The organism is Thalassolituus sp. UBA6592 (assembly GCF_002433655.1).
Classification (GTDB): Bacteria; Pseudomonadota; Gammaproteobacteria; order Pseudomonadales; family Oceanobacteraceae; genus Venatoribacter.
Window position 1 is genome coordinate 1 of record NZ_DJIO01000020.1, and the last position, 17199, is coordinate 17199.

Annotated in this window: 17 protein-coding genes; 6 read left to right on the top strand and 11 right to left on the bottom strand. The window is 53.5% G+C overall.

The features are described from left to right. Nucleotides 1-269: 269 nt before the first annotated feature. The 10 genes from B2Z72_RS01610 to B2Z72_RS01655 all read right to left on the bottom strand — a co-directional run bounded on the left by B2Z72_RS01610 (nucleotide 270) and on the right by B2Z72_RS01655 (nucleotide 11365). Nucleotides 270-761: a nucleoside deaminase gene (locus B2Z72_RS01610; protein WP_296984632.1), complete on the bottom strand. Its 492-nt coding sequence runs from the start codon at nucleotides 759-761 to the stop codon at nucleotides 270-272. Nucleotides 762-980: 219 nt separating this feature from the next. Further along, on the bottom strand, nucleotides 981-1778 hold the full coding sequence (locus B2Z72_RS01615; protein ID WP_296984634.1) for an ABC transporter permease: 798 nt from the start codon (nucleotides 1776-1778) through the stop codon (nucleotides 981-983). Then, nucleotides 1759-2541: an ABC transporter ATP-binding protein gene (locus tag B2Z72_RS01620; protein ID WP_296984636.1), complete on the bottom strand. Its 783-nt coding sequence runs from the start codon at nucleotides 2539-2541 to the stop codon at nucleotides 1759-1761. The genes B2Z72_RS01615 and B2Z72_RS01620 overlap by 20 nt, the downstream gene beginning before the upstream one ends. A gap of 1 nt (nucleotide 2542) precedes the next feature. Then, the gene (locus B2Z72_RS01625; protein WP_296984638.1) at nucleotides 2543-3535 is read right to left on the bottom strand and encodes an ABC transporter substrate-binding protein; all 993 of its coding nucleotides are present in this window, start codon (nucleotides 3533-3535) and stop codon (nucleotides 2543-2545) included. A gap of 129 nt (nucleotides 3536-3664) precedes the next feature. Then, a complete protein-coding gene (locus tag B2Z72_RS01630; protein WP_296984640.1) occupies nucleotides 3665-4459 on the bottom strand; it encodes an alpha/beta fold hydrolase in 795 nt (264 codons plus the stop codon). Between the two features lie 117 nt (nucleotides 4460-4576). Continuing rightward, nucleotides 4577-5578, bottom strand: a complete 1002-nt coding sequence (locus B2Z72_RS01635) for an isopenicillin N synthase family dioxygenase (protein WP_296984642.1) — start codon at nucleotides 5576-5578, stop codon at nucleotides 4577-4579. Between the two features lie 121 nt (nucleotides 5579-5699). Next, a complete protein-coding gene (locus B2Z72_RS01640; protein WP_296984644.1) occupies nucleotides 5700-6662 on the bottom strand; it encodes a LysR family transcriptional regulator in 963 nt (320 codons plus the stop codon). A gap of 9 nt (nucleotides 6663-6671) precedes the next feature. After that, entirely contained in the window at nucleotides 6672-8939 is a 2268-nt protein-coding gene (locus tag B2Z72_RS01645; protein WP_296984645.1) for a bifunctional diguanylate cyclase/phosphodiesterase, read from the bottom strand. A 276-nt stretch (nucleotides 8940-9215) separates the two neighbouring features. Beyond that, entirely contained in the window at nucleotides 9216-10331 is a 1116-nt protein-coding gene (locus B2Z72_RS01650) for a PilT/PilU family type 4a pilus ATPase (protein WP_296984648.1), read from the bottom strand. Further along, nucleotides 10331-11365: a type IV pilus twitching motility protein PilT gene (locus B2Z72_RS01655; RefSeq protein ID WP_296984649.1), complete on the bottom strand. Its 1035-nt coding sequence runs from the start codon at nucleotides 11363-11365 to the stop codon at nucleotides 10331-10333. The genes B2Z72_RS01650 and B2Z72_RS01655 overlap by 1 nt, the downstream gene beginning before the upstream one ends. 327 nt (nucleotides 11366-11692) lie before the next feature. Between B2Z72_RS01655 and B2Z72_RS01660 the strand changes: the two genes are divergently transcribed. The 5 genes from B2Z72_RS01660 (at nucleotide 11693) to B2Z72_RS01680 (ending at nucleotide 15268) form a co-directional block, all read left to right on the top strand. After that, entirely contained in the window at nucleotides 11693-12397 is a 705-nt protein-coding gene (locus B2Z72_RS01660; protein WP_296984650.1) for a YggS family pyridoxal phosphate-dependent enzyme, read from the top strand. Between the two features lie 136 nt (nucleotides 12398-12533). Continuing rightward, nucleotides 12534-13355 carry a pyrroline-5-carboxylate reductase gene (gene proC / locus B2Z72_RS01665; RefSeq protein WP_296984653.1) on the top strand — a complete coding sequence of 274 codons (822 nt, stop codon included), beginning with the start codon at nucleotides 12534-12536 and terminating at the stop codon, nucleotides 13353-13355. Nucleotides 13356-13470: 115 nt separating this feature from the next. Further along, complete coding sequence (locus B2Z72_RS01670) at nucleotides 13471-14058, top strand: YggT family protein (protein WP_296984654.1); 588 nt, start codon at nucleotides 13471-13473, stop codon at nucleotides 14056-14058. Next, nucleotides 14055-14351, top strand: a complete 297-nt coding sequence (locus B2Z72_RS01675; protein WP_296984655.1) for a DUF167 family protein — start codon at nucleotides 14055-14057, stop codon at nucleotides 14349-14351. Before B2Z72_RS01670 ends, B2Z72_RS01675 begins: the two co-directional genes overlap by 4 nt. Beyond that, complete coding sequence (locus B2Z72_RS01680; protein ID WP_296984657.1) at nucleotides 14348-15268, top strand: AEC family transporter; 921 nt, start codon at nucleotides 14348-14350, stop codon at nucleotides 15266-15268. Before B2Z72_RS01675 ends, B2Z72_RS01680 begins: the two co-directional genes overlap by 4 nt. A 101-nt stretch (nucleotides 15269-15369) precedes the next feature. On the opposite strand, the gene B2Z72_RS01685 is transcribed toward B2Z72_RS01680, so the two are convergent. Beyond that, a complete protein-coding gene (locus B2Z72_RS01685) occupies nucleotides 15370-16254 on the bottom strand; it encodes a LysR family transcriptional regulator (protein WP_296984658.1) in 885 nt (294 codons plus the stop codon). Between the two features lie 142 nt (nucleotides 16255-16396). Between B2Z72_RS01685 and B2Z72_RS01690 the strand changes: the two genes are divergently transcribed. After that, nucleotides 16397-17071, top strand: a complete 675-nt coding sequence (locus B2Z72_RS01690; RefSeq protein WP_296984661.1) for a type 1 glutamine amidotransferase domain-containing protein — start codon at nucleotides 16397-16399, stop codon at nucleotides 17069-17071. Nucleotides 17072-17199: the final 128 nt, after the last annotated feature.

The following is a 17199-nucleotide window of genomic DNA, read 5'->3' on the forward strand; positions in this document are numbered from 1 at the left end:
TACGCTGGTGAGGGTTTTGCCGAGTTAGCTCATTCCATCATTTTTTGGTGGGCGGAGAACAACCGCGCGGATATTTTCAGATCTGCACCGGTTTTTAAATCCAGGAGCGGCTATGCGTCGGATGACGCCTCCGGCTTATCCGACCTACGTTGGTGAGGGTTATGTGCAGAACGCTTATCCGACCTACTTTGGTGAGTAGGGTGGGCTCCGCCCACCAATCCTGGTTTCCTCTGGCTTAAATGTCTTCGCTGCTTAAGCCTTTCTGACCATTAATCCCAGAATCCTTCGTGCAGTTTGGCGCCTTCTTCTTCCATTACCGGGCCAATAATTTCCACTTCGCGCTGGCCGGATTCAAATACGGTACGGCATGGCAGGTCGAGGGTCGGGTTTTCCGGGTGGTTACCGGTAATCTGTTTCAGCGAGTGTTCGCTCAGGCTGTACACCAGTCGGCCAAGGCCTGCCCAGTAAGCAGAGCCAGCACACATAGCACAAGGCTCAGCGGATACATACATGGTGCAGGTTTTCAGAAAGTCCGGACGGTAGGCTTTGCTGGCGCGGGTCATCAGTACACGTTCTGCGTGGCCGGTCATATCCAGGTCTGGCAAATAACCGTTAACCTGTTCCATCAGGATGTTACCTTCACCGTCAACCAGAATGGCGGAAAACGGATGAATACCTTCGTCACGGGCGTCAGCCGCCAGTTCGAAGGTGCGGCGCATAAAGGTTTTATCCTGTTCGGAAAGTTTCTGATCTTCTGTCATCGTGTGTACCATTTATAAAAATTTGTGTTTTTCAGCTTTAGCATATGCCACCTCACTATTTCTGAGTGGCATTCACTGTAATAAAAAAAGCGCCGCTGTTTTTTAGCAGCAGCGCCTGATTGGCTTATTGCCTGACTTTTTCCGGGCTCTTACCCTGCGCTTTCGCGCCATAGGTTTTTTAAGGCTCTGGCCGGTTTATACAAACACCGGCGAGAGCATTTATTTTTTCTTCGGCAGGCTCCATGGGAACAGCCAGGTCTGAATCCAGGTAACGGATTTAAACAGCAGTAAACTGATGATCGCGAGGAAGATCAGTCCGGCAAACGCCTGCGGAATTTTAAAGAAGGATGTAGAGAACTGAATAAAGTAGCCCAGCCCCTCTTCTGCTGCCACGAATTCAGCAACCACAGCACCGATAATGGCCAGCGTGATCGACACCTTCAGACCACTGAAAATATGCGGAATGGCGTAAGGAATACGGATCTGCCAGGTTTCGCGATAGCGCGGTGCACGCAGCGACTGACTCAGTTCCACCAGCTCTTCCGGTGTTTCCAGCATACCGGTTGTGGTTGATACCACTAACGGGAAGAAGGTGATCATGCAGGTAATCAGAACCCGTGATACATCACCGGTACCCATAAGTACGATAATCAGCGGCGCAACGGCGACCACAGGAGTTGCCTGCACCACCACCAATGCCGGATAGATCACCCGTGTCATCAGCTCGGATCGGACCATGGCAATTGCCAGCGGAATGGCAATCACAATAGACAGCACAAAGCCCAGCAGTGCCACGCGCAGGGTTGCCCATAAATGGCTTAACCAGCGGCTGAATTCCACATCAAAGAAGGCTTTAAAAATCGAACTCGGTGACGGCAGAATATAATTCGGCACTTCACCAACACGACAGATCACTTCCCACAATCCGACCAGTGCAATAAAAAAGATCGCCGAGGCATAACGCATCAGCACGGCACGCAGGCGCGGCGGTAACACGTTAGTGGGCTTCGGGTTCATAAATATGTTTCCTGATACGGGCGGTTAATTCGGCAAATTCCGGTGTCTGAATGGTTTGCTCACTGCGTGGACGCGGAATATCAATATCTATTAAATCGAGAACAGTGCCCGGGCGTTGGCTCATAACCAGAACACGGTCGGCCAGCAATACGGCTTCTGAAATCGAGTGTGTAATAAAGAGAACGGTTTTCGGATTTTCGCTCCAGATTCTCAGCAGGTCGAAGCCCATCTGCTCACGCGTCATGGCATCCAGTGCGGAGAACGGTTCGTCCATTAACAGAATATCCGGATTTAATAACAGCGCCCGTACGATACCGGCACGCTGCTGCATACCACCAGACAGCTCGTCCGGCATATGATCAGCAAACTGCGCTAAGCCTGCCATCGCCAGCAGTTCATCCGCACGTTTTTCATCTTTGGCGCTGTAGCGGCCAAATTTATGTTTCAGCGGGAAGAGAACGTTTTTGCGAATGCTCAGCCACGGCAGAAGCGTTGGCTTCTGGAACACAATGCCGACGTCATCGCGGGGTTCCGTCACCTGTTTTTCAAATACACTGACTTTACCGGCACTCGGAATCAGTAAGCCTGACACCATGCGCAATAAAGTCGATTTACCACAGCCGGATGGACCAACCACCGCCACGAATTCGTGGCGGTGAATTTCCAGGTCAATCTGCTGCACAGCCATCGGGCCGCCATCGGGGTTGTAGCAATGCCCAACCCCTTCCATGCGAACGAAAGCACGGTCAGCTGCCTGGGTCATATCATTTCTCCGGCATGAAAGCGCGGTTAACCATGGTTTCTGGATCGGCTTTCGCTGCATCCAGTTTGTTGGCCTTGGCAACCCACTTCCAGGTCATAGCAATACGCTCTTTGGTCAGAGCACCGTAACCGTCGGCATCAGTTGCGCTGTTGTAAACCAGACCGTTAATGCTTTTGATCTGAGCAGCAGCAGTATCCGCGTCAACTTCAGGCACCATGGCGTGAATATCGGTACCGGCTTTGTCCGGGTTGGCGTAAGTAAATTCAACTGCTTCGGCGAAGGCTTTTACAAAACGCTTGGCAACATCAGGACGTTCTTTCAGGAATTTATCGGCAGCCAGCAGAGAGGAGCTGTACAGTTCCAGACCCGCATCAGACCATGGCAGAACCACCAGTTCTTTACCGGCTTCAGCAGCCTGTTTTTCGAACAGTGGTACGTTGGTGGTCCAGGCAATAATAACCGGCACATTACCTGTCATCAGCATTGGTCCCAGTGCACCCGGATCGGTTTTAACCAGAGTCACGGAATCTTCTGTCAGACCGTTTTCTTCCAGCACCAGTGGCAGGAACAGGTTAGAAGAGGTAAATGGTGATGTAGCGACTTTTTTACCGGCCACATCTTTAATGCTGTTAATGCCATTGCCTTTAATGGTGAAGAAAGCGTGCGGTGCCTGAGAGAAATACGCCAGCACTGCAGAGACAGGAACATCATCCTGCGCACGGGCAGCCAGCAGTGCGCCGATGTCCGCAGTACCCACATCAGACTGACCCGTTGCCATTTTGGTTACCGCATCGGTAGAACCACGACCACTGGCAATGCTCACTTCCAGACCGGCTTTTTCAAAGATGCCTTCCTGAATACCAACATATACAGGGGCTTTGTCGCCGCCTGGCAGCCAGTCCAGCTGGAAGGTTACTTTGTCGGCAGCAAGGGTCAGGCTGCTTGCAGTCAGGGCAGCGGCCAGCGCCAGAGGCTTAACGAGTTTGTTTAACATGGGTCTCTCCAGTGTTTTCAAAGTCTGAGTTCTGTTTCAATAAAAACGCACTTAACCAAGTGGTCAGGTTTTTTCTTACAGAGCAATAACCGTTCCCGTTGTGTTGTTTTTTGCCGTTTTATTTTTTTGTTATTCATTTACCCGCAAAGGCACAGTTTCTGAGGCTTCACCGCCACCATGCGTGTGCAGAAAATCGTCAATGGCATGGGCAACTTCAACCGGCTTGCCCACTTGTGGTGCGTGTCCTGTATCAAAAGAGACCACTTGCGCACCAGGTACCCGTTTCTGCATTTCACGCTGGGCAACCAGCGTGACGGATTTATCCTGCGTGGCTTCAATATAAAGGCGCGGCACACGACCGAAATTTTCTTCCGTCCAGCAGGTCATTAATGCCAGTCCACCCAAGGGCTGTGGGCACAGTTGCTGGGCAGCAATGATGGCGGTCTTGTCATCCAGATCCTGGAAAAAAACATTACGTGCGGCGATTAAAGGTACTTCGCTGACGCTGTGATCCTCGTTCCATAATAAAAAAGGATTAATACCGGTTACTTCCGGATGTTCAGCTTCCAGCGTGGCGGTTAAATCGGAAAAGCCCATACCGGAAGGCAGCATCATGCCGGCAATGTAAACCACTGCCTGAATGCGTTCAGGCATTGCTTCTGCCAGTGCGGTGGCCAATACACCCGCACCGGAATGGCTCACAATCACCAGCGGGCCTTCGATATTGGCAATCTGCTCTGACAGATACCAAAGGTAGGTGTCGATATTTACTTCGTTTGCCGGTGTGTTATCCACACCATTGCCCGGCAGATCGATGGCATGAACGCGGTAACCCATTTTGGCGAACTGCGGCGTGATTTTATTCCACACCCAACGTCCGGCCCAGGCACCGTGTATCAGCAACAGATTAGTAGTTAATTTCACGACTTGTCCCATAATCACAAGGATGCCCCGGTTTCCCGCGGGGCACCGGTTATTTCCTCATTTGGTTTTGAATTTCTGCGCTGCTTCAGCGGCCATGTAAAAAATCAGCCATCAGACTTATTTGCCATAAGTGCGCGCATACATTTCGCGGTGATGCTGTTCGACTGTCACCGGCGGGTATTTGGGTTCTTCGCCCGGCTTGCAGCAGCCCGGCAGACAATCCACCAGATAATCACTGTTACCGGCGTGGAAGAACGGAATGGAATAGCGGTCGCCACCGGAGACATTGTTGATCACCCGGTGCAGGGTTGAGCGGTACATGTCGTTAGTCCAACGCGCGAACATATCGCCGAGGTTGATGTTATAAACACCCGGAATCGGCTCCACATCCAGCCACAGCTGGTTTTCGTCGTCCCACACCTGTAAGCCACCGGCATTGTCCTGCAGCAGAATGGTGAGACCACCAAAATCTGTGTGCGCACCAGCACCGCGCTGTGCCGGGTCGGCATCAGCAGGCTGCGGCGGATAATGCAGCAGACGCAGCGTGGTCATCGGGTCCTGACAGTAATCGTCGAAGTAATCTTCTTCCAGCTCCAGCGACAGCGCCAGACCGCGCATCAGGCGCGTGCCCAGCTCAGTCATCTGCTTCAGATATTCTTCCATCACCGGGCGGAATTCAGGCACCTGAGCCGGCCACTGGTTCGGGCCGCAGTTGAACTTACCTGCCAGCACATGGGGGTGATCGGCATCTTTCTGCTGACCCATGTAATAGCCTTCTTTCAGATCCGGCGGACTACCTGGCTCCAGAGTCTGGTTGCCCATCGGCTCATAGCCGCGGTTGGCTGGTGACAGCGCTTTGTCCACCGCCATTTTGTCTTCGGTGCTGAGATCAAAGAAGCGTTTCGCCTGATCAAACACCAGCTGTTGCAGCTGATCATCGATACCGTGATTGCTGATCAGAAAGAAGCCGTTGGCCAGACAGGCGGAGCGGATTTCTTTACCCACGGCCTGGCGCTCAGCGAGGTCTTCAGATGCTAATCCGGAGATATCAATAACCGGCAGCGTGCTGGCTGCGGCGTAACGGGATTCGGTACTGGCGAATGATTTTGTGCGTGGCATGGCTACTGCTCCTCATGACATGCAAGCAGTTAACCTCATCCATACTGTACGCAAAAGAACATAATTTAGAGCATAGTGATGCCGATTCGGCATCACTATGTGGTTTTACTCAAGCACTGATTCAAAGTATTGGGGTAATCCCGGAGGCCAGCGCTTCCTGCTCCTGCTGGCTGCGGCGGGTGATTTCCTCCACCAGCATACGTGCGAAGGCATCCACCGCTACCGGCAGCGAGCGCCCGGCGCGGGTGTATAAACCCAGGTCACTCATCACCGGCTGATTGTTCACAATGGGAATATGAACGAGATCACCGCGCGCCATCTCCTCCTCAATGCCGATACGGGTCTGGAAGGCGATGCCGGTGCCGCGCATGGCCAGCTTCTTCGCCAGCTCCACCGAGCTGGTTTCCACCACCGCCCGGCCCCAGCTTTTGCTGTGACTGATGGCCGGTGCCAGCAGATGATGAATCGACAGATCGGCTTTCGCCAGAATCAGCGGGTGCGCAGCACAGCTGGCAAACGTCAGGCGCTGATGCGTCGCCAACGGATGATCCGGGCGCATAATCGCCCCCAGATGAAAGCGGCCACGAATCAATTGGTGCAGATCACTGTTGCGGATCAGGGCAAAGGCCAGACCGAGATCCGCCTGACCATGAATGATCTGTTCGGGAATGGCGGTAGAACCGAGAATCGATACGCCAACCGATACCTTGGGATACAGGCTGCGCATTTTCTCGATGACGCCGGGCAGCAGATCGACGGTAACGCCCTCCACTGTGGTAATTTCCACATGACCGCTGCGCAGACCCTGCAGGGCGTCCAGTTCTGAGCTGACACGCTCGGTATCCTGCATCACCACCGTCGCGTGACGGGCGAAAATTTCACCGGCAGCCGTCAGTCGCAAACCACCCGGCAGACGCTCAAACAGCGGCATGCCCAGTTCTTCTTCCAGCTTCAGAATCTGGCGGTTTACCGCCGAGGATGCCACGTTCAGGCTGCGGGCGGCTTCGCGGAAAGATCCGCAGCGGCGGACCTTATCAAAATAGAGAATGGCGGGCGCATGAATGCGCAGTTTTCTGTGTTTCACGTCGGTACCTCAGGAGAGGACCTTATCCTGCAGGTAGTCCCGCAACTCGTCAATCAACAGTGGGCGGGCAAAATAGTAGCCCTGGAAGGAATCACAGCCGTAGTCGCGCAGCATCTGCGCCTGTTCTTCACTTTCCACGCCCTCAGCCAGCAGCGTGATCGAACGGTTACGGCCGATAGCAATTATGCTCTGCACCATCTGTTGGGCATTAATATCGTCGAGGATCTGTTCAACAAAGCTGCGGTCAATTTTCAGCTCGTCCACCGGCAGCTTATGCAACAGACTCAGGGAGGAATAACCGGTACCGAAATCATCCATGGAAATACGGATGCCTTTTTCGTGAATGGCAGTAATCAGCTCAACGATCTGCTGCATATCTTCAATGAAGATGCTTTCGGTAATCTCCAGCACGATCAGCACATGCTTCATGCCGGAGCGGTTAATTTCCTGCAGCAACGAAGACAGAAAACCCTCATGCAGAAACTGGCGCACAGAAATATTCACCGACACGGAAAATTCCAGTGCCGTCTCATTCTGTATCGCCGCCATTTCCTGCAGCGAGCGCTGCAGAATAAAGGTACCCAGTTCCGGCATCAGACCAGCCTGCTCCGCCACCGGAATAAACTGATCGGGTGGCACACGCCCGCCCATGGTTTCGTTTTCCCAGCGCACCAGACACTCTACCCCGATAAATTTACCGGTGCTGTCGACCTGCGGCTGATACATCATATAAATTTCGTTATTGATGACCGCCGTGCGCAGCAGGTGTTCAATGGCAATGTTGCGCAGATAGGTATCCTGCATGCGGTCTTCAAAGAAACACACCGGCATACGCTGACGTTTGGCTTCGTACATGCTGATATCGGCTGAACGCAGCAGCTGATCAAGATTACGTCCATCTTCCGGGAAGCGGGCGATACCCATACTGGCCCCGAGCATAAAATGACGCCCGTCGACGGAATATGTATCCGTGACTTCGGCAATCAGATGACGGCCGTTTTCCAGCGTTGTTTTCTCATTCACAAAAGGCGATATCACCACAAACTCATCGCCGCCAAGGCGGAAAACCAGATCGTCTTCGTTGAGGCTTTTACGGATACGGCGGGCAATTTCTTTCAGCACACGGTCACCGCATTCGTGACCAAAGCTGTCGTTAACGCCCTTGAAGTTATTCATGTCGATAAACTGCAACGCCAGCGAATGATTAGGCGGCTCACGCCAGCGATCGTAAATCTGCTGCAGGTTATTGCGGTTGGGCAGGCCGGTCAGGGTATCGTGATTGGCCTGATACAGAAGCTCCTGACGGCGCTTTTCTTCCGTGCTGTGAATCATCCGGAACAGCAGAAACAGGCAGATGTTAAACACGATAAAAGCCGACATATAGATCAGCACATTGCGGCGCACCTCGGCCAGGAAGCGGCTTTCTTCCACTTCCAGCACCAGCCAGTATTCGTAACGCTCATCATAAATGGCAATGCCCATAAGGCTATTGTCGTTACGGTCACGGCGCAGGTAGGAATACGGCTTACCGGCGTAGGGTTTATAGCCCTGCTCAGCATCCCAGTTCAGCGCCGCCAGCAGGCGCTGATACTCACTCTCGTTCATGGCGTAATTGTAATAATCACTGCTGCTGCTTTTACTGCTGTCGACCAGCGGATAGCGGTCACGGCTGCGGATAATTTTAATATCCGCACATTCCGGCAAACCGGGATCACAGGTAAAGGTTTTGCGGAAGGTATCGAGCCAGAAAGAACCACTCATGATCGCAATCAGCTTGCCATCGTTGTCGCGGATCGCTTTGCGGAAGGGCAGAACCACCCCGGCGGATGTTGGTGCATAAGGACGGCCGAGCACCATTTTGTCCTGGGTCATGCTGTACAGAAAAGAATCACGCGCCGCGTTCAGCTGAGTCAGATTCAGCACCAGAGCTTCTTTCAGACCGGAAGAGATAGCGGCTATTTCACCAGTGGGCCAGGTCAGACCGAAGCCGGAGAATAATTCCGGATTCATGCTTTCCAGCCGGTCCAGTTGGCGGGTCATTTTGAGCGGATCATCCATGGCGGCTACCCGCTGACCAAGCACATCCATAATGGTTTCCTGCTGCAGCATCAGGCTGTTGAGATTGCCATACCACTGATCAATCAGATTGGTCTGACGCAGGCGGTAGGTATCTTCCATATCCTGCCACTGGGTCACGGAAGCGCCACCGAGCAGCAACACTGTGCAGCCCAGCAATATGTAATAAATCAGCCAGATATTACGTTTAAACAGCGCCATAGATTATCTCTGAAGTTCCGCTTTCCATATCAGGTTCAGTAGCCGCTCAGGATGGTCATCCCGCCGGTCAGGCGCTCAAAACGTGGAGGGAGTTGCATGGCCGCGCATCAGGGTGACTGATGATCTAACTGTAGATTAAAAGAAAGAGACTGACTACCGACACAGATCAAAGGCGCACACCGACATATCCCGGAAGTAAAGAAAGGGAGGTGAAACCCGGTCAATCAGCGCAAACGCAGCTGAATTGCCGCCAACTGCGGCAATTCAGCAGGCCCGTCAGTCCTGCAGACGCAGGTTGCGGGTGGCGCCATCCAGATGCTCGGCATCGGTTTCGGAACCGAGTTTGATCATCAGACGCAGATCGTTTGGTGAGTCAGCGTGAGCCATGGCGTCTTCGTAGGTGATTTCGCCCTGCTCATACAGTGCATACAGTGCCTGGTCGTAGGTCTGCATGCCCAGCTCGTTGGATTTGGCCATCAGTGGCTTCAGTTCGTGTACTTCACCTTTACGGATCAGATCCTGAGCCAGTGGTGTATTCAACAGCACTTCCACCACTGCGCGACGGGCACGGCCGTCCGGTGTCGGAATCAGCTGCTGAGCAACAATGGCTTTCAGGTTCAGCGATAAATCCATCCACACCTGGCTGTGACGCTCCGGCGGGAAGAAGTGAATCACACGTTCCAGCGCCTGGTTAGCGTTGTTAGCGTGCAGCGTCGCCAGACACAGGTGACCGGTTTCGGCGAAGGTGATGGCGTGTTCCATGGTTTCGGCGGAACGCACCTCACCAATCATGATCACGTCCGGCGCCTGACGCAGACAGTTCTTCAGGGCGATATCAAAGCTTTCCGTATCCAGCCCCACTTCACGCTGGGTAATAATGCAGCCGTCGTGCTGGTGAATAAATTCAATCGGGTCCTCGATGCTGAGGATATGACCCTTACTGTTTTTATTACGGTGACCAATCATGGACGCCAGCGACGTCGATTTACCGGCACCGGTGGCACCAACAAACAGAATCAGACCACGCTTGGCCATGGAGATTTCTTTAATAATGTCTGGCAGACCAAGCTGATCCACACCAGGAATACGCGTTTCGATCCGCCGCAGCACCATGCCGCAGACGTTACGCTGATAAAACGCACTGGCCCGGAATCGCCCGATGCCCGAAGCATTGATGGCGAAGTTGAGTTCTTTCTTCTCTTCAAACTCGTCCTGCTGTTTTGAGTTCATCAGACCCAGCACAACGTCACGGGTCTGCTCAGCTCCCAGCGGCCCTTTGGTTAACGGCATGATTTTACCGTTCACCTTCATCGACGGTGGTACGCCTGCCGTAATAAAGAGGTCAGACGCGCCCTTTTCCACCATCAGGCGCAGGAATTTATCCATCGACATCAGAAGTTCTCCGGTACTTTCGCTTTCTCACGGGCTACTTCGCGGGAAATAATGCCCTTGTTCAATAAGGTTTGCAGCGACTGGTCCATAGTCGTCATGCCGTAAGCCGCACCGGTCTGAATCGCGGAATACATCTGCGCGATTTTATCTTCCCGGATCAGGTTACGGATCGCCGGGGTACCAATCATGATTTCGTGAGCCGCCACCCGGCCACCGCCGTTTTTCTTCAGCAGCGCCTGGGAAATTACCCCCTGCAGGGATTCCGACAGCATAGAACGCACCATGGATTTCTCTTCCGCCGGGAACACGTCGACGATACGGTCGATGGTTTTTGCGGCGGAGCTGGTGTGCAGGGTACCGAATACCACGTGACCGGTTTCTGCAGCGGTCAGCGCCAGACGGATGGTTTCCAGGTCCCGCATCTCACCCACCAGAATCACATCCGGGTCTTCCCGCAGTGCCGAACGCAGTGCTTCGTTGAAGCCCAGGGTATCGCGGTGAACTTCCCGCTGGTTAACCAGGGATTTTTTCGATTCGTGTACGAATTCGATCGGGTCTTCCACGGTGAGGATATGGTCGTACTTGGTTTCGTTGATGTAATCCACCATCGCTGCCAGCGTGGTCGATTTACCGGAACCGGTCGGGCCGGTCACCAGCACGATGCCGCGTGGCACCATGGCCAGGTCTTTAAACACCTGCCCCATGCCCAGCTGATCCATGGTCAGGACTTTGGAAGGAATGGTCCGGAATACCGCACCGGCACCACGGTTATGGTTAAAGGCGTTCACACGGAAACGCGCAACACCCGGCACTTCGAACGAGAAATCCGTTTCCAGAAATTCTTCAAAGTCCTTACGCTGCTTATCGTTCATGATGTCGTAGACCAGACCATGAACTTCCTTGTGACCAAGCGCCGGCAGATTGATACGGCGCACATCGCCGTCTACCCGGATCATAGGTGGCAGATCAGCAGACAAGTGCAGATCCGACGCCCCTTGCTTGGCACTGAAGGCAAGCAGTTCAGTAATATCCATAACCTCTCCTCGATGACAACAGACCCTGTATATACGGGCCACAAGTCTTTATATTATCAGCATTCCTGCAGTGTAAATGCGCTGCATGTCAAAAATCCCCTGCGGGCAGTATCATCCAGCACACTCTGGCCACACCGCCCGGCATCCGCCCAGCGCACATTCCGACATGGATATTAGCGGGCCAGAGGATTAATGAGCAATGCAGTTCATGGGCCATAGCTTACAAACTGAGCGGTTTCTGTACCGCATGCAGTGACTTTCCGCCCTGACACTGAACCAGCAACCGGCAGCGCCTGCTCTAACGGCCTGCCCAACCGAGCGGCTGAGATGTCCACGATTCAGCAACACTACCAATCAGTTACCCAGCGACTGCAGCAGGCCTGTGCCGATTGCGGGCGTGATCCGGCCAGCGTACGTCTGCTGGCGGTCAGCAAAACCAAACCCGCCGACATGGTGGAAGCCGTATATAACCTCGGCCAGCGTGCCTTTGGTGAGAACTACGTGCAGGACGGCATGGATAAAATCACGGCGTTATCGCATCTTGATGACATCGAATGGCATTTTATTGGCCCGCTGCAGTCCAATAAATCGCGCATCGTGGCGGAGCACTTTCACTGGCTGGAAACCCTCGACCGTGAAAAAATCGCCCGTCGTCTGCACGAGCAGCGCCCGCACACTATGCCGCCGCTGAACGTCCTGCTGCAGGTGAACATCAGCGGTGAAGAACAGAAGAGCGGCGTACTGCCCGCCGACGTTGAAGCTCTGGCGCAAAGCATCGCCAGCCTCGACCGTCTGCAGCTGCGCGGCCTGATGTGCATTCCGGAGCACACTGACGACAACGAGGTTCTGGCTGAGCAGTTCCGCGCCATGAAAGCGCTGTCGCAACAGCTGCAGCAACAACATCCGCAGGCGGATGTACTGTCGATGGGGATGTCCGGCGATCTTGAGCTGGCCATCGCCTGTGGCTCCACCGAAGTGCGGATTGGCACCGATATTTTTGGTGCGCGGGATTATCCGGCCAGCAAATCCTGAAAATTTGATCCAGACTGAATACAGAGTTTATAAGCTGTACATTAACCAGCAGCACAGTCAGCAAAACGAAATTTACAACGCAGAGACACGGCGCCACGCACAGCGGGCCCGGTTTAAGAACAGGTAAGGAACAGGTATGACACAACTCGCATTTATCGGCGGCGGCAACATGGCCACCAGCATCATCGGTGGTCTGGTTAAACAGGGCGACATCAGCGCCGCCTCCATTAATGTTTCCGACCCGGGTGCGGAACAGCGCGAAAAGCTCAACACCAGCTTTGGCGTTAACACCTTTGAAGACAACCTGGCCGCCATCGCCGATGCCGAAGTCGTGATTCTGGCGGTGAAACCTCAGGTCATGAAAGACGTCCTGCTGCCGCTGAAAAGCACACTGGAAGCACGCCAGCCGCTGGTGATTTCCATCGCTGCCGGTATCAGCATGACTTCTCTGAGCAGCTGGACCGGCTGTAAAGCCATCGTCCGCTGCATGCCAAATACTCCGGCACTGCTGGGCGAAGGTGCAACCGGTCTGTTTGCATCCGATGACGTGCATCTGGATCAGCGCAATCTGGCCGACGCCCTGCTGCGCGCTGCCGGTATTACCGTGTGGGTCAAAGAAGAAGCCGAGCTGGATGCTGTGATTGCCGTCTCCGGCAGTGGCCCGGCCTACTATTTCCTGATGATGGAAGCCATGATCAGTGCCGGTCAGAAACTCGGCCTGAGTGAAGAAACGGCAACCAAACTGACGCTGAAAACCGCTCTCGGTGCAGCACGTATGGCACTGGAAGCGGATGTTGATCCGGCAGAACTGCGCCGCCGTGTGACCTCCCCAGGCGGTACAACACAGCAGGCGATCGCCACCTTCGAAGGTGCGCACATGCGCGATATGGTGGAAGCTGCCATGCGTGCCGCCTACGACCGTGGCGCTGAGCTGAGCAAAGAACTGGGCGACGACTGACAAAAAACAACGCGGTTTTTCCTCAGACCACTGGAAAAGCCGCCACCGCGCCTATATGTTTCATTCTGCCCGCTGCGAAAAGCGGGTTTACCGAATCAGCTAACACGGAGTGATCATGTCGCCGTTATCGCAAGTTGGATTATTACTGATCAATACCATCGGCAGTATGGTGCTGTTGATCGTTATGCTGCGCTTTATGTTGCAGCTGGTACGTGCCGACTTCTACAACCCTATTTCCCAGTTCATTGTTAAATTCACCAACCCGATTCTGGTGCCTCTGCGCCGTGTTATTCCGGGTCTGGGTGGGCTGGATATTTCTTCCCTGCTGCTGGCCTACGTGGTTCAGATTCTGACCATGGCAGCGATCATTCTGGTGGCTGGCTATGCCGTGCCCTGGCCGAACCTGTTTATCTGGGCACTGATCGGCATCTTCTCTCTGATGCTGAACGTGTACTTCTGGGGCCTGATCGTGGTGGTCATTGCCTCCTGGATTGCACCGAATTCCTACAACCCGGCGCTGATTCTGATTAATCAGATTCTGGAACCGGTTATCCGCCCTATCCGTTCTAAAATGCCGGATCTGGGTGGTCTGGATATTTCTCCGATCATTGTGTTCCTGCTGATTCAGATTATTGAAATCGTTGCCCTGCGCCCACTGGCACAGATGGCAGGCGTTCCTGCTGGTCTGATCTTCGGCCTGTGAGCAGCTGCTCGCAATGGACAGACGGGGATCTTATCCTCGTCTGTCACCTCCAGCCCAAAGCCTCCAAATCCGAATTCGCCGGACGCCACGGCGATGCCATTAAAGTGCGCATTCAGGCGCCTCCCGTCGACGGCAAAGCCAATGCCGAACTGATTAAATTTCTCGCCAAACAATTTGCCGTCAGCAAAAGCGCGATCAACATCATCAGCGGTGAGCTGAATCGCCATAAACGGGTCAAAATCACCAGCCCGGAAAAGATCCCTGAGGCGCTTAACGGGCTCCTCGAACAATGAATCACCTGGCAGAAGTCCTGCTGCCTGTCGCCCTGCTGATTGCTGCTGGCTTTTTTATGCGCCGCTATCACTTCCCGGGCAGCGATACGCAAACGTCGGATGCTTTCTGGAAAGGCGCGGAAAACCTTAACTACTCGTTTTTATTTCCTGCCCTGCTGTTCGTCAGCCTGGCCTCCGCGCCATTAAACGGCAGCAATATAGGCACACTGTATTACGCCGCCGCCAGCAGCCTCGGGCTGGGATTTATACTGCTGGTGCTTGCAAGGTTTATCCGCCACTGGCCAGCAGCCCGGTTCGGAGTGTATCTGCAGGGCATACTGCGCTTTAACACCTACATTGGCCTGGCCGTGGCCGGTGCTATTTACGCTAACGAAGGCCTGCAAACCGCTGCCATCGTACTGTCTGTATTAGTGCCGGTGGTCAACGTTATGTCGGTATGGGCACTGCTGTCCGATGGCGAAACCCATCCACTGGCATTATTAAAACCCTTAGCCAAAAACCCTCTGATTCTCGCCTGCCTGGCAGGCCTTGCCCTCAACTTCAGTGGCTTTGGTCTGTGGCCCGGAATCCAGCGCCTGCTGGAATTACTCGCCCACGCCAGCTTACCTCTGGGCCTGCTGACCGTGGGGGCAGCACTGAATATCAAAGCCATGCGCCACGAAATAACCCCCCTGCTCAGCAACAGCCTGCTGCGCTTATTGGCTATGCCCATGCTGGCATTTGCCGTTGCCCGGGTGTTTAACTTACCCACACTGGAAACCTTCGTATTGGTGCTGTTTTTCTCACTGCCCACAGCCCCCACCTCATTTGTATTAACACGTAAATTAAACGGCGAAGCAGAATTAATGGCAGGCGTGATAACGCTGCAGACTATTCTGTCGGCGCTGACGCTGACGGTCGTGCTGGCTGTGTTGTAAGAAAAGAGAACCAAAGCAATGATTGCAGGAGCGACTTCAGTCGTGAACGAGGCATATAGCAGCTCTTGCTACACAGAAAATTTCCTTCTTTCACGCTGCTTTTATTTTTCATCCCAATCAGAGAAATATTCAATCAGGAAATCAATCGCCATGCGGGTGCGTAAAGGCATAAAACGCTTATCCAGATAAACAATCCAGCTGCTGGCACCGACTCCCCAATAGGGTTGTAACACCGGCTTCAACCGACCGCTTTCTACCGCCTCGGTAAAATTATCCTGCGGCAAATAGGCGATGCCGAATCCCTTCTCACAGGCTTCAACAATGACATTGGTATTGTTACTGGCCCAACGTCCTTTCACTTTCACGCTGCAGGATTCTTCTCCGTCACTGAACTTCCAGGTGTCGTTATTCGAAATAATACAATCGTGATTTTTCAGATCACCCGGGTGTTCTGGCTCGCCATGCTGTTGCAGGTATTTTTCTGATGCAACGGCCATCATTGAGCGGCTGAGTAATTTGCGTGCAATCAGACTGGAGTCAGACAGCTCCCCATAGCGGATAGCGAAATCCACATCGTCATCGATAAAATTCACAAAGCGGCTGTTAAAGTCGATATCCACGGTCAGTTCTGCGTGATCCTGCGCAAACGCCATTAAAGCCGGTGCCAGATGATGTTCAGCAAAGCCGCCAGCCGCACTCACCCGCAATGTGCCGGTGAGCTTAACCTGCTCCTGATTCACCTCTTCATTCGCCTGCTGCAAACCGATCAGCAGGTCTTTGGCATGCTGGTAGTAAATGGCGCCGTTAGGGGTCAGATTAACCTGCCGCGTACTGCGTACCAGTAACGCACAGCCCAGTCGTTCCTCCAGCCTGCTGAGCTGCCGGGAGACATGACTGGTACTGCATTTCAGATGCTTGGCGGCCGCCGTAAAGCCCTTTCTTTCTGCTATCGCGACGAACTCAACCAGCCCTTCAAAGCTTTCCATCAAACGGCTCCTTACTATTGCTATATAACAATAGTATTTACCCGATCACCGGGATTATCAAACTATCTGGGACATTCTAAAGTGGCAGCCATCGTTAAACAGCCCATCGTTAAACAGCCTGGGGCCAAACAGAGGAATAACCATGAAAAAGATACTTATCCCCGTTACTAATCACGCAAAACTTGGCGACACCGACCAGGACAACGGCACCTATGCACCCGAGCTGACGCACGCTCTGCACGTCTTTATCGAACAGGGTATCGACTACGATATCGCCTCCATACACGGCGGTAAGGTGCCGGTTTATGGTACCGATATCGAAGGTGACGAGGTTAACGCCAGCGTACTGGCCAGCGAAGATGTGCAGAATCGTCTTAATAACAGCCTGCCGGTATCGGCGGTAAACATCGAAGATTACGACGCCATTTTTTACCCGGGCGGATTCGGCTTGCTGTCGGATTTAGCCAACAATCAGGACTTCGCCAGACTGGCGGCCAACCACTATGAGGGTGGCGGCATGATTGGCGCTGTGTGTCACGGCCCCGGAGCGCTGCTGCCGATCACCTTAAGCAACGGCGAAGCATTACTGGCCGACAAATCAGTCACCGGCTTTACCCGTGAAGAAGAGATCGACTACGGAACAATTGAGAACATTCCGTTCCTGCTGGAAGAAGCACTGACACGCAAAGCAGCGCGCTTCAGCAAAGTTAAGCCGTGGGAAGATTTCATCATAGAAGATGGCCGCTTGATCACAGGTCAGAATCCGACCAGTGCCCATAGCGTGGCTCAAGCGATGGTCAAACAGCTCGGATTGTAATTGCCTGATGTGTAAAGGCCTGACGTGTAACCGACAGGCCAGTAACCGTCAGAAGGCTCTGCTCCCTGATGGACAGAGCCAGTTTTTATACCAGCCGATCCACTTGTAGTAGTTCAGACCCGATCTGA